The following is a 14,071-nucleotide window of genomic DNA, read 5'->3' as shown; positions in this document are numbered from 1 at the left end:
ATTCGAACCTGCGACCGATCGGTTAACAGCCGATAGCTCTACCACTGAGCTACTGTGGAATAAATGTCAACTCTTCATATTATATTCAGCTATATAATCGTTGTCAAGACTATGATAGGTTATTATCTGTCGTCTTACATCAGCGACGCTTTTATAATTTATCACGATTTCTATTTTAAGTCAAGCAATCTTATTTTCCCTCTACATTGACCACATACATATTTATTCATATCCATTCTTTTTTTTCGCATATATTGTTTTTGGCACTTTATGCATTCATAAATATATTCATATTTCTTATTTTGTGTAGCAGCCTGAATAGGTTTACAGAACCTCGGAGCGTTAACTAATGTAAGAAGTTGTTTAAAATCTCTATCTCTATGCTTATACCCCTTACCTTCAATATGAAGATGATAATGGCAAAGTTCATGTTTAATTACATCGATCAAATCATCTATCCCATGTTCTTGATAATACTTTACATTCAATTCAATGTTATGAGATTTTAGCAAATACCTCCCTCCAGTAGTTCGTAGCCTATTATTAAATATAGCCTTATGTCTAAATGGCTTACCAAATGATAACCGGGATACTTCTTCTACTAAATCCTGAAGTTGACGATCGTCCATTACTATTCCTCCTTATTCTCAACAATAAGCTCACCAATTACTTAGAAAATGAAACCTAACAAGCTATTATTGCATAAAATAAATACTACACATACAAATTCGTTTCATCTACAATCTAAACTATTTTCTTGTTGCTTTTCGTAATATGGACTAAACACGAATATAATTTTCGTTCGTCTTAAGACAATAAAAACCATATCATACACATATGAAAAGTATCTTTAACAATGGCGACCTGATAAAGTCTCCATCTAGCGCTGTTCCATTTAATATAAGAAGAAAACATCATCTAAAATTAAGGAGGGTATAGTTATGCCAACTTGGTTTAAAAACCAAATACAAAAGGCTTATTATGAAAAAAACTCCTATCAAATTAAGCTTCTTAACCAATGCTGGTTTTTTTACAGAAAAAACACTACTAATTAAATAGCAGTGTTTTATACATTTATTAATTTGCACCTAACATCGTTAAGGAAACTCTTCCTTTCTTCTCATCAACATCATCAACCCATACTGTTACAACATCACCAACAGCCACAACATCCAGTGGATGCTTAACAAACCGGTTACTTAGCTTTGAAATATGAACTAGGCCATCTTGCTTAACTCCAATATCAACAAACGCGCCAAAGTCTACTACATTACGAATTGTCCCTTGCAATTCCATACCTTTTTCTAAATCTTCTAGTTGCAATACGTCTTTCTTTAATAATGGCGTTGGCAAATCATCTCTAGGATCTCTTTCTGGACGTTTAAGGGCTTCAACAATATCCTTCAACGTTAATTTACCAACACTTAATTCTACTGACATCTCATCTATTGATACTTTACCCATCGCTTGAATTAATTCACCTGACCCTATTTGGTCAATTGTTAATCCAAGCCTCTCAAGTAACAACCTTGTTACTTCATAACTTTCGGGGTGAATACTCGTCCGATCCAAAGGTGAGTCACCATCATTAATACGAAGAAAACCAATACATTGCTCATACGTTTTTGAACCAAGGCGCGGGATGTTCTTCAGTTCAGATCTATTACTAAATTTCCCACTCCCCTCTCTTTGCTTCACAATATTCTTTGCAACAGTTTTTGATAAACCTGCTACATATTGAAGAAGCGAAGGGGAGGCAGTGTTTACATTAACACCTACTTGGTTTACAACTGTTTCTACAACAAAAGTTAAAGAATCGTTTAGCTTTTTCTGAGATACATCATGCTGGTATTGGCCTACACCTACTGATTTAGGGTCTATTTTCACGAGTTCAGCTAAAGGATCCTGCAAACGCCTTGCGATAGAAATTGCACTTCTCTCTTCTACTTGTAATTCTGGAAATTCCTCTCTTGCTAAATCGGAAGCGGAATAAACACTAGCTCCAGCCTCATTGACAATTAAATAGTATATGTCTGAATTAGTTTCCTTTATGGTCTCGGCGATAAATTGCTCGGTTTCTCTTGAGGCAGTACCGTTCCCAATTGCAATCATCTCTACGTCGAACTTTGTTAAAGTAGAAATGACTTTATCCTTTGCTTCAGTTATTTTTTTCACTGGGGGATGTGGATAAATGACATCAATATGCAACACTTTTCCTGTCTCATCTACAACAGTTAATTTACAACCTGTTCGATATGCAGGGTCAACACCTAACACAACCTTACCTTTCAACGGAGGTTGTAGTAGCAGGTTTCTTAAATTCTCTGAAAAAATATGTATCGCTTGGTCTTCTGCTTTATCAGTAAGCTCTTTGCGGATTTCCCTTTCAATAGAAGGTTGAATTAACCTTTTGTAACTATCCTCAATCGCTTCAGTTACATATATGTTAACAGGAGAGTCTGATTGTTTTATGACAGAATTAAGTACATAACTTAAAATTTGTTCTATCGGTGGCTTAATTGAAATACGCAGAACTTCTTCCTTTTCACCCCTGTTCATAGCGAGTACACGATGGGGAACAATTTTATTAATTAACTCCCCAAACTCATAATACATTTCAAATACCTTTTTTTCATCAGCAGCTTCATCTTTTACAGAAGATTCAACTCTACCTTTTTGTAATGTTTCTTTACGAATCCATTGCCTAATAGTTGCGTCCTCTGATATCCATTCTGCAATAATATCTTTTGCACCTTGTAATACTTCTTCAACAGAAACTAGCTCTTTCTCTTTCGATATGAATTGTTGGGCATAGTCTTCAACATTCACATTTTTCGGAAAATCCATTATCCACTTTGCGAAAGGCTCCAAACCTTTTTCCTTAGCAATCGTTGCTTTTGTACGCCTTTTCTGCTTGTATGGACGATATAAATCTTCTACTTGCTGCAGCTTTGTCGTCTCTTCTATTTTTCTTTTCAGTTCTTCACTAAGCTTCCCCTGTTCACTTATTAAGCGAATAACTTCCTCTTTACGCGACTCGAGATTTTGTAAATATGTCCATTTCTCTTGAATAGCTCGAATTTGAACCTCATCCAAAGCATTAGTAAGCTCTTTACGATATCGTGCAATAAATGGCACCGTATTACCTTCATTCAGCAATGAAATAACATTATTAATTTGTTTAGTTGAAATTTTTAGTTCACTAGCTATTGAATCCACTAATATCGAGTGCTTTTCCATCGTATATTCCACAGTCAATGCGATCCCCCCTACAATGATCATAAAATTATAAAAATATTCTAAATTTCTTATCTAAAATTTAAGCAGAACTCTTCCATATGATAAATACCTAGATAAGAAAATAAAAAAGCCACTACAGTGTGGCTTTTTTCCATATATGAAAATCTAAAAATCAATTAGTCCTAAACTGATTTGTAAAGCTTCGTCCACTTTATCCATCATCTCTTCATCTAGATGAGTAATCTTATCAGTCAACCTTTGCTTATCGATTGTCCGAACTTGCTCTAACAGTATTACAGAGTCACGTTCAAAATCATACCGCTTTGCATCTATTTCAACATGTGTAGGCAGTTTAGCTTTTTGTATTTGAGCGGTAATAGCAGCTACTATGACAGTTGGACTAAAACGATTGCCTATATCGTTCTGAATGACAAGCACAGGGCGAACGCCCCCTTGCTCAGAGCCAACAACTGGGGATAAATCAGCAAAATACACATCGCCTCGTTTAACAATCAAACGATTACCCCCCGCTAACTAAGCGTTCTACTGTATGTTCAGCTTCGTATTCAGCTAAAAAGGCTTCTGATGCAATGCTTAAATTTATTTTTGCCATCTCCATATAACCACGTCTCATCGACTCACGTATTTGACGCTGCTTGCGTTCTCGAAGGTACATTTTTGTAGCTTGATAAATAACCTCACTTCGATTACCTTCTTCTTGTTTTACTAGAACATCTAATTCATTTACTAAGTTTTTCGGTAACCTAATTAATATTTCTGTCGTTGCGCTAGATTCAGACACAAACATACACCTCCACCAGTACACTACACATTATCATTCCATTCTAACATTTATCATACCACTAAACACCTTAGATGCAAAGCGTAACTAAGTAAATTCTTATCTATTATCGTCTAGGCAAAGGTATTTTTATTCATAAAGTTTATATTACAATAGCATTTTTTTATAAAACCATCATCCTACTTCAAGTGATTTACCACTTCAATAACACTGTTATTCCTAATATAAAGCCGTGGAACACGGTAATTAATCATGCAAGTAACTTCATAATTTATTGTATCTAATTGCTCAGCTATCTCATCTACTTGTATAAAGTTATTAAGCTGTTGACCAATTAATGTTACTTGAGTACCTACTGGCACCTCATTATCTAATTTTACCATCATTTGGTCCATGCAGATTGTACCAACAATTGGAATTCTCTCTCCGTTAACTAATACCTCATTGTTACGCAGTTTCCGTAACCAGCCATCGGCATAACCAATTGGTACTGTTCCAATCCATTCCTCTTGTTTAGTCGTATAGGTTGCGCCATAACTAACGCTATTGCCAGGCGAGACTAGCTTTATATGAGATAAACGACTATGCAAAGAAAAAGCTTCCTTCAATGGAAAAGGTAATTGTGGCTTTATATCTACAGATGGAGTTAGCCCATACATAGATATACCGAATCTTATTGCATTAAATAGTTGATGTGGGAACCTTAGTGCTGCGGCGCTGTTTGCACAATGTATCATTGAAGGTTTTTCAACAAACCAATCTAACATCTGCTGAAACAAACTATATTGTTGCTCAAGGTATGTTGTGTTTATTTCATCTGCAGTTGCAAAGTGAGTATATACTCCGTGTAAAACTAGTCTTTTATCATTGTTTACCACGGTTTCGATTTCTTTTAATTCAGCTTCGGTTCTAACCCCTAACCTTCCCATACCCGTATCTAACTTCACATGCAAATGTATTGCTTGATCTTCGTGATAGGACTTAAGAGCTTCATGTAACCAATCTGCTTGAAATATAGTAATAATAACATTAAATTTTATAGCATCTGATAGGTCCTCAGGCCTTGTAGCGCCCATTACTAAGATCGGGGCTTGAATACCATGCTTTCTTAAAAATATCGCTTCATCCATAAAAGCAACAGCTAACATGGTGGCTCCAGCTTCAAGTGCTGTACGTGCAACTTGAGTATAACCATGACCGTATGCATTTGCTTTTACGACTGCTATAATTTGGACATCATCCGCTATGTGATTTCTCATAGCTTGAACATTATCATGGATATGATCCAAATTTATCTCTACCCATGTATCTCTGTGAAAAGTTGACAAAATCAACAAAACCCTTTCTGCTTATATTACCATTAGTATAAATGATTATTAGCTGTATATCTTACTTTGTCAAGTAAAAGAAAACAGGCCTAGCGTGTATTGTAGAGCCTGTTTGGGGTTTTCCTATTTAATTGATTGATTCTTAACAGAACTCGCAATCATGATCATTTCATCCTGAGTTAAATCTTCAGAAGCGAGCATAAAATCAACCCCGTTATACGTCCAAGTCAGACTATTATTTGTTAAAGCTCCAATTGTGAAGTCTCCTAAGCTGACAATATCACCATTCATAATCGTTGCAGCACTCATTGCTGGAACATCAAATGCTTGTTCCTGAATCAATGTATAAGACTTCTCACCACCGTATGTCATTATGATTCGTTTCCCGTTTTCTGTTTCAACTGTCACTTCTTCTTGTTGTGTTACACCGACGAGTTGATCACTCGGATAGTATACCGGAAAGGATAAGTCAGTCGAACTAACAATTGATAAATCATCTAGTCTCGCAGCAGTCATATTCTTCTTCGTATCAAAAGCATCTTCATCAAAACTAGGGTTAAATTCCATCTTCCCAAATTCAATAGTTATTAAAGGCTTATAATCAGGGTCCATCACTTTTACAACTGATGGTGACAAGTCTTTTTTATTAATTGTAATTTCTTGCCTAGGTAGCATTTTATGGTTTTGATAGTTCGTTTTTGTCTCAAATACGTAAAATTGATCTTTTGCTTCAAATGTCGCTTCTGTGTCTTGCATAATATCATTGACGATTGATTCATAAAGGTACGGCTGACTACTGTTGTTTGGCCAGTCACTTTGGAATCGATAACTTTTATTTAACGCTGGGGTTAGAACAAATACACCTTCATCATTTCGCAGAATCATTTGACTTTGATCTCTTTCAGTATTTCTTAAATTGACACGATAATTATCCGGCTTTTGATGCCAAATCTCTACATCATAAACTTGTGGTTCATCTCCAGTTTGAATGGTCATCTTAGCTTCAGTTTTATAACCCTTCATGTCTTCAACCTTCGAGTCTAGTGCGTTTACAACATCTTCTTGCGATTTATTCCCACAACCTACAAGTGCAAGAAGAACACTAAGTACAAAAAACAGCCATACTATCTTCCTCATTTTCCTTCTCAGCCCCTTTGCCTCTTTTCTAAGTAGCTTAGAGCGATGATCATATCCGCTCACCTATCGCTATAAAAATATATGAGACAAAGTATCACAATATGCAGACTAGCTTGACGAGCTTTCAATTATTACTTGAGCTACAGCATATTCTTGACTGTGAGATATCGAGAGATGTATATGATTTTCACCGGAAATTGCGATGATTGGCCTTCCTTGCTCGTTTGAAGTAATTTCAATATCTAAAAAGCTAATTTCCTTTCCAATCCCCGTTCCAAGAGCTTTTGAATAAGCTTCTTTCGCAGCAAATCTACCACAAAAAAATTCTATTTGTCTCAGCCCTTGGAGCTGATTAAATTTTTTTTGTTCATTTTGTGTTAAAATTCTATTTATAAATCTTTCGCCTTGTCTTTCAAGAGTATTGGCTACACGTTTTATTTCAACGATATCAATCCCAATTCCGATAATCATATGAAAACCCTCTCTATGCATATAATAATTACTTAATAATACTATATAGAAAGATATATACGTAAAGGAGAAATTAATTTATGTTTACGAGAACCGAAAACTTTCGCACCTTTTTGTTTTTATATCCTATTATTTCAATTATCATTGCTATTCATCTTTTATTTTGGTTGATTTTAGCCATTCCTACAACAATGTCAAATTCAATATTCCAACAAATGGTTGGGATGAACTTTCTTATATCACAAGGAGAATATTGGCGTTTATTTACACCAATTATTATTCATAGTGGTTTTGGTCATATGCTGTTGAACTCGTTTTCACTCATATTGTTTGGCCCTGCTCTGGAAAAAATGCTAGGAAAATGGAAATTCATCGTTGTTTATATTGGTGCTGGTTTTATTGCAAATATAGCTACATACTTCATCGAGCCATTACAATATGCGCATGTAGGTTCGTCCGGTGCTATATTCGGCTTGTTCGGGGTTTATTTGTATCTTGTTCAATTCCGAAAAGATTTAATTGACCATGCCAATTCCCAAGTCATTATAACCATTTTAGTAATCGGTTTAATCATGACATTTATAAATTCAAATATTAATGTAGTCGCTCATTTATTCGGGCTAATCGGTGGAGCCAGTTTAGCTCCCCTACTTATCACAAAGAATACATCATCTTATACTTATGTCGCATCACAAAGACGTCCTGTGAACTACTCGAATATATTTACTAAAAACAATCTCATTTGGCTATTCATCATCTTTCTGGTCATACTAGGTTTATTTGCTAGGTAATGTCGTTTCGTATGATGACAGCACCGTAACATACGCTTCCTTGTTACTAGTAAAAAAAACGTATTCGAAACTTTCGAATACGTTTTTTTGAATAAAGTAATTATCTTCTTGATCAATATTTGCAGCTTTAACTAGGATCAATTCCTTTACAATAAAGGTAACTATAATTTGAAGTATTATGTTACAACAATAATATATATAATAAAAAGGGAACTATCCTTATAGCCCCCATACATATCATATCGTTTAGCTCCTGTTCAATATACTAATAGGCAAATGTTCACTATCTACATTTTCCGAGCGATTACTTCCTCCATTTGAATACCATTCATGAACAGCTCGCCCTTCAAAAAACTCCATGTCAATCATATTAAAATGTTTACCACTTGCGCTTGATTTTATGGAGGATGTTATAGTACATAAGCTTTTTCTTTTCTGAAAATATGACTGCTGCATTGTACAAGCTTGTATTTTCTTCCTTTGCATTAATACTGTCGTTTTACCAATAGTACGAAATTGCATGAACAGTTGTTTTTCATCCAATGACCATTGTGCACCTCTGTACTTCACATAACCAAATACCATAGCAACTACAAATAACAAAATAGATGCATAACCCCAAGGGCGTAAAAATATTACCATTGGCACTACAATTATAGTTACAGGGTAAATTGACCTTAACATGTACCTTATTAATGCACGTTTTGGAAGCTTAGTTTTAGATATCGGAATGTGATAATCAACTAATATCTCATTTATTAATTTTGCTAATTTTTTCTTTTTTATTATAGGGAATAGCATTGTTGACATACCTGACTCCATATCAGTTGATGCCCCAGCAATTTCAACAAACACAGTAGCAAAACCTAAAGGTTGACGAATAATATTTTCTGAAATTCTAATTGCTTGTATTCTTCCTAATGGGACAGTAACCTTCCGTTTCTCAATGATTCCCCTAATTATAACTAATTCATTTTCATATTTTTCAATTGTAAAATTCCCGTATTTTAACATCGTGTTAATGAATGCAATAACCCAAGCAATAAATATAGCAAACATAGCAGTTATCATTACGAGCAATGGACCCAGATTTAAATACTGTTCAAATCGATTTACAATTATTTCATATGGTATGAGTTCTTCAAATTGTGAAAAGAAAGCAATAATAGCTGATAGTACTACACCAATACCACCAGAAGTTGATCCAGCAATAAGAAGTTCCTTTGTAGAAACTTTATAATTAAATAGTACTTTGTCCTTCCCTTCCTCAGCTAATGAATGAGTATGCTCTTCCTCCATTTGTTCCTCAAATTGTTGGGCCGTTTGTTCCATCAACGCTCTTTCAAGCTGTCTTGATTCCATAGAGGTTATAGCTGTTAACTCTGCTTCTGCCTCTTTACCACCACCAGCAGTTTCTACTCTAACCTTAACCAACTTGAATAAACGATGCAGCACCCCTTGTGAAATATCAAAGGTTTGGATTTTTTCTATAGGGATATACCGTTTCTTTTTAATAAACACACCGTGTTCAATTCGTAATTCTCCATCTTCCACTCTATATGTATAGCTGTACCAGTAGAGAAATCCTGCAACTAGCACACCAATGAAGCCTACTCCAAACGATATAAACTTCACATATGATAAGACCATACCGTCATCACCTGAGCCAATGAAAAAGAAAACTATAATCGGGATAATGAGACTTTTAATAAAGCTAATTATAGATAGTAGTGCTGATATTGGATGAAGACGACGTTTTTCAAACATTAATCATCCTCCACCCTCGCTAAAATAGATATTCTATCTCTTAGTTCATCTGCTTCATTAAGATCTAAAGCAGGTATTTCATGAACAGTTGCTGCTGTTGATACTGTAACAGTAGCAAGATTATATTTTCTTAGTATAGGGCCTTGTTTCGTATCAACATGCTGAACACGGACCATCGGTATCAATGTTCGTTTAATAATAAATATGCCGTGTTGAATATCTATTTCATGTTCGTTCACCTCATATCTCCATCGCTTCCACCTTAATTTAGGAATAAGCATAATAAATATATAACCCATTATCAAAGTGAGCAATAAACCAACTACAATAATCCATATTGGCCAACGATAAATAATCGTAAGTATAAGTAATACAATAAAAGCAATTAACGACACTAAAAATTCGATTATTCCACCGATACGCCAAACCGGTAATGCACGTTTGCTTATTCTATTTATAGGTACATCTCTCACAATTTCCTCCTCCTCACTGTATCTTTTCGTGTCTATAAGAGGATGTTCAAATTCATAGCATAATTTAAACACACACTATAACTTATTATTATATACAAAATTACTCTTGGTATAAAAAGGGTTTTATAATCAAAATCCGTCAATCGATCTATAAATTAGCATATTGATTGTTAAACCTGTAAGTTTGACCAGTATATTGTATAAAATAACCGATAAATTTGGAGAATTGACTGGTAAAACTTGTCCTCGAGGGAATAGTTCTACAACAAGACATCCGTAAGCCTCGTTCCACGTAAAAAGGGTGCAAAGCTTATCAGCTTTGCACCTCTTATTTTATCTTGATTCTTGTTTTCTTGGTCTTCTTTTCGGGTTGCCACGATGATTCCTATTTGAATGTTGACGTGACTTTGAATGATGGCCCTTATGACGATTTCGGCTATTACCACCTTGTGATCTTTGTTGTTTTTTCGCGTGTAAAGGCGGTTCTGATGTTAAATTAACTGGCGTTTGATCAGGTTCCTTCGTCATTAATTTAATTGCTGCTGCAACTACTGATACCGAATCATGATCCTCAAGCAGCTCTTCTGCAGCTCGTTTATAAAAGGATACGTTTCCTTTTTCAACAGTTTCTACAATTTTATCAATAACGAGATGCTGTTGGCCTTCAAGAGCCTCATCGAGTGTAGGTGGCTTCATACGCTCCATTTTTCTCTTAGTCGTATGTTCTACATTCTTAAGGTGACTCATTTCTCTTGATGTGACAAATGTAATAGCTGCCCCCGTCTTACCAGCTCGACCTGTACGACCTATGCGATGAACATAGCTCTCTGGATCTTGTGGAATATCAAAATTATATACGTGAGTGACTCCAGAAATATCTAGCCCACGCGCAGCTACATCTGTTGCTACTAGGACGTCTATAGAACCTGCCTTAAACTTTCTTAACACAGATATACGTTTTGCTTGCGTCATATCTCCGTGGATACCTTCAGCTGAATAACCACGTAGAGAAAGAGCTTCTGATAACTCATCTACACGTCGTTTTGTTCGACCAAAGATAATTGCTAACTCTGGAGATTGAATATCTAATAAACGTGTTAAAATGTCAAATTTTTTCTTTTCATGAATTTCAATGTAATACTGCTCAATATTAGGAACAGTCACTTCTTTTGCTTTTACTTTCACTACTTCAGGGTTATTCATAAACCGTTCAGCAATTCTTTGAATTGGACCAGGCATTGTTGCTGAAAAAAGTAATGTTTGGCGTTCATTTGGAATATGAGATAAAATCGACTCAATGTCTTCGATAAATCCCATATTTAACATTTCATCTGCTTCGTCTAGCACAACAGTATGAATATTATCTAAACGTAAAGTTTTACGTTTAATATGATCAATCATTCGCCCTGGCGTTCCAACGATTAAATGAGGACGTTTTTTTAACCCACGAATTTGACGACCAATATCTTGTCCACCATAAACAGGAAGGATTCTTACACCTTTATACGATCCAATTTTATATAGCTCCTCTGACACTTGAATTGCTAATTCCCGAGTCGGTGCAATAACAATACCTTGTGTCTTATCTTCAGCTATATTAATTTTCTCAATTAATGGAATACCAAACGCAGCAGTTTTTCCAGTACCTGTTTGCGCTTGTCCAATAACATCTTTTTCCTGCAAACCGAGCGGAATTGTTTGAGCTTGAATAGGGGTTGCTTCTTCAAAGCCCATCTTGTTAATAGCCTTTAATAAAGGCTCACTTAAACCTAATTCATTAAACATGATCAATTGATTTCTAACTCCTTTTTACATCTATTTCATAATAACTACAGTTACTTTGCATCCGAACATTACTTCGAGCTTATTTAATAATGAAGTACCAAACCAACATCATATCACTAATAATATTCATTTGCAATTTTCTAATGAAATTAAATTAATGTTATTATTAAATAGTTGTTCCTATTTGTCCAACAACTTCTAAATGTGTAAATAAGCTCCTACTCCTTTAAAAAGGTATATACCTCAGAAAAAAGCTCCTTACGCTCGTCACAGTAGCAGACATGATGCTTGGCTGACTCTATATAAATAAGTTTCTTCCTTGTAGAACTGATTGTTTGATGTATATGCTCTGCACTTTTCATTGGAACAATCCCATCACATTTCCCTTGCACAATCAATGTAGGTACAGAGATTTTCTTTAAAGCTGGTCTAACCTTTCGAACGAGCTGTTGGAACTGAATTATTGCACTAAGAGGAGTTGCAATTATTTTCTTCTTATACCTCTCATATAATTCATTTTCGTTTATTTTTCCTTGCAACCCTAGCTTGAATAAATCATGTACATCACTTATAAGTTGCTTTGGATTCGTATAATATACAGCTGCACTCAATAAGACAAGTTTTCTTATTGAGTACTTCGCTGCTAAGTAACTAGCAATTACACCGCCCATTGAAAACCCAATTAAATATACGATGTCGAATTTGTCTAACAATTTCTTCAGCTCTTCTTCCACGCAATCAATCCACTTAGTGTATCTCACACCGCTCAACGAGAGTTGTTCACCATGACCAGGTAGTATAGGTGTGACAATTTCCCAATCAGTCTCTTGAGTTAAATAGTCGACTAATGGCTGAACTTCGTAAGGACCACCTGTAAATCCATGAATGCATAAACAACCTATCATTTCAATGCTTCAACAACTTCCTCAAGCTCCATCCCACGCGATGCCTTGACCAACATTACATCATTAGCTTGTATAATTTCCTTTACATCTCTAATAAGTTCTTTTTTATCACTATAAACCCTTGTTCTCCCTGCTGGAAATACTTTTTGTGCTTCATGAGCGATTTCTGCTCCTAATCTGCCCAAAGTAAATACGTAATCAACCTTTGCTGGTGATAACATTTTTCCTATAGAACGATGAAATTCAATTTCGTTATCCCCTAGCTCTAGCATATCTCCAAAAACAACAAACTTACGCGAAAAGTTCGGTAGTTCATTTAGTAGGTGAATCGCAGCCTTCATGGAAGTAGGACTAGCATTGTAGGCATCATTAATTATTGTTATACCTGAAGGTGCTACTATACGTTCCATTCTCATATTCGTAAGTTTAACTTTCTCTAGACCTTCTTTTATCTTATCCCAAGAAACATGAAAATATCGTGCAGTTGCAATAGCTGCAAGTGCATTATAGACGTTATGCTCCCCTAACACAGGAAGAATATATGTAATGCTCTGAGATTGATTAATTGAAAAAAGAGTTTGGTCACTTTGTTGTGAAATAGAAGTTACCTTAAAATTATTTCGTTCATTTTTACCAAATGAAATTAACTCTCCATCCAAATTAGACACCCGTTCTAATAGCAGCGGCTCATCACCATTGTACACAAGGGGAGCACCAGGTTGTAACCCTGCTAATATTTCTAACTTCGCTTCACATATGGCTTCCCGTGATCCTAAATCTTGCAAATGGGATTCTCCGATGTTTGTAATTACAGCTGCGTTAGGGCGAGCAATCTCAGATAGTAATTGTATTTCGCCACGATCACTCATTCCCATTTCAAGAACCGCAATATCAGTATCTTCTTCCAAACGTAATAGCGTCAAAGGCAACCCGTAATGATTGTTAAAATTACCTTCTGTTTTCAGTATTTTATAATTAGTAGAAAGCACTTCTGAAATTAAGTCTTTGGTTGTTGTTTTTCCATTGCTACCTGTAATACCTATAACCTTAACATTTAGCTGCTGTCGATATTGTGCAGCAAGCTTTTGTAATGCCATAAGCGTGTCATCAACAACAATTAACGGTCTTCCCTTTGGCATATTTGGTTGCCCCTTTTGCCATAGAGAAACTACGGCTCCTTGTTCAAACGCATCGTTAACAAAATCATGTCCATTAAAGCGTTCCCCAATGATCGGAATAAACAAATTACCATGTTGAATTTCTCGTGAATTAATAGATACACCCTCGATAAACTGCCCATTATGTTGAAATTGCACTACTTCTCCTAAAACCATCTCAACAATTTCTTGTAATGTTCGTCTAATCATTTATC

Annotated in this window: 14 protein-coding genes; 2 read left to right on the top strand and 12 right to left on the bottom strand. The window is 35.4% G+C overall.

Annotation, left to right across the window (positions count from 1 at the left end; genetic code table 11):
* Positions 1-170 precede the first annotated feature (170 nt).
* On the bottom strand, positions 171-629 hold the full coding sequence (locus SLH52_RS19660; protein WP_320210945.1) for a SprT family protein: 459 nt from the start codon (positions 627-629) through the stop codon (positions 171-173).
* Between the two features lie 312 nt (positions 630-941).
* Here SLH52_RS19660 and cmpA point away from each other — a divergent pair, with 312 nt between their 5' ends.
* A complete protein-coding gene (gene cmpA / locus SLH52_RS19655) occupies positions 942-1,055 on the top strand; it encodes a cortex morphogenetic protein CmpA (RefSeq protein ID WP_320210944.1) in 114 nt (37 codons plus the stop codon).
* 22 nt (positions 1,056-1,077) lie between these two features.
* On the opposite strand, the gene SLH52_RS19650 is transcribed toward cmpA, so the two are convergent.
* The 6 genes from SLH52_RS19650 to acpS form a co-directional block, all read right to left on the bottom strand.
* Complete coding sequence (locus SLH52_RS19650) at positions 1,078-3,240, bottom strand: Tex family protein (protein ID WP_320210949.1); 2,163 nt, start codon at positions 3,238-3,240, stop codon at positions 1,078-1,080.
* Between the two features lie 165 nt (positions 3,241-3,405).
* The gene (gene ndoA / locus SLH52_RS19645) at positions 3,406-3,756 is read right to left on the bottom strand and encodes a type II toxin-antitoxin system endoribonuclease NdoA (RefSeq protein ID WP_214484440.1); all 351 of its coding nucleotides are present in this window, start codon (positions 3,754-3,756) and stop codon (positions 3,406-3,408) included.
* 4 nt (positions 3,757-3,760) lie between these two features.
* Complete coding sequence (locus SLH52_RS19640; protein ID WP_214484439.1) at positions 3,761-4,042, bottom strand: CopG family ribbon-helix-helix protein; 282 nt, start codon at positions 4,040-4,042, stop codon at positions 3,761-3,763.
* 179 nt (positions 4,043-4,221) lie between these two features.
* Complete coding sequence (gene alr / locus SLH52_RS19635; RefSeq protein WP_320210943.1) at positions 4,222-5,370, bottom strand: alanine racemase; 1,149 nt, start codon at positions 5,368-5,370, stop codon at positions 4,222-4,224.
* A gap of 123 nt (positions 5,371-5,493) precedes the next feature.
* Positions 5,494-6,507: an outer membrane lipoprotein carrier protein LolA gene (locus tag SLH52_RS19630; RefSeq protein WP_320210942.1), complete on the bottom strand. Its 1,014-nt coding sequence runs from the start codon at positions 6,505-6,507 to the stop codon at positions 5,494-5,496.
* A gap of 108 nt (positions 6,508-6,615) precedes the next feature.
* The gene (acpS, locus tag SLH52_RS19625) at positions 6,616-6,978 is read right to left on the bottom strand and encodes a holo-ACP synthase (RefSeq protein WP_320210941.1); all 363 of its coding nucleotides are present in this window, start codon (positions 6,976-6,978) and stop codon (positions 6,616-6,618) included.
* An 80-nt stretch (positions 6,979-7,058) separates the two neighbouring features.
* On the opposite strand from acpS, the gene SLH52_RS19620 reads away from it, so the two are divergent.
* The gene (locus SLH52_RS19620) at positions 7,059-7,769 is read left to right on the top strand and encodes a rhomboid family intramembrane serine protease (RefSeq protein ID WP_320210940.1); all 711 of its coding nucleotides are present in this window, start codon (positions 7,059-7,061) and stop codon (positions 7,767-7,769) included.
* Positions 7,770-8,015: 246 nt separating this feature from the next.
* Here the strand turns inward: SLH52_RS19620 and SLH52_RS19615 are convergent, their stop codons facing one another.
* The 5 genes from SLH52_RS19615 to SLH52_RS19595 form a co-directional block, all read right to left on the bottom strand.
* A complete protein-coding gene (locus tag SLH52_RS19615) occupies positions 8,016-9,536 on the bottom strand; it encodes a PH domain-containing protein (protein ID WP_320210939.1) in 1,521 nt (506 codons plus the stop codon).
* Positions 9,536-10,009, bottom strand: coding sequence for a PH domain-containing protein (locus tag SLH52_RS19610; RefSeq protein ID WP_320210938.1), 474 nt, complete (start codon positions 10,007-10,009; stop codon positions 9,536-9,538). The genes SLH52_RS19615 and SLH52_RS19610 overlap by 1 nt, the downstream gene beginning before the upstream one ends.
* Positions 10,010-10,342: 333 nt before the next feature.
* A complete protein-coding gene (locus SLH52_RS19605) occupies positions 10,343-11,794 on the bottom strand; it encodes a DEAD/DEAH box helicase (protein ID WP_413785567.1) in 1,452 nt (483 codons plus the stop codon).
* A 218-nt stretch (positions 11,795-12,012) separates the two neighbouring features.
* On the bottom strand, positions 12,013-12,699 hold the full coding sequence (locus SLH52_RS19600; protein WP_320210936.1) for an alpha/beta hydrolase: 687 nt from the start codon (positions 12,697-12,699) through the stop codon (positions 12,013-12,015).
* Complete coding sequence (locus tag SLH52_RS19595; RefSeq protein WP_320210935.1) at positions 12,696-14,066, bottom strand: UDP-N-acetylmuramoyl-tripeptide--D-alanyl-D-alanine ligase; 1,371 nt, start codon at positions 14,064-14,066, stop codon at positions 12,696-12,698. Before SLH52_RS19595 ends, SLH52_RS19600 begins: the two co-directional genes overlap by 4 nt.
* Between the last annotated feature and the right edge of the window lie 5 nt (positions 14,067-14,071).

The sequence above is a fragment of the Cytobacillus sp. IB215665 genome, from assembly GCF_033963835.1.
Classification (GTDB): domain Bacteria; phylum Bacillota; class Bacilli; order Bacillales; family SM2101; genus Nanhaiella.
Note: the sequence above shows the minus strand (reverse complement) of the source record. Positions and strands in the feature narration are given on the sequence as shown.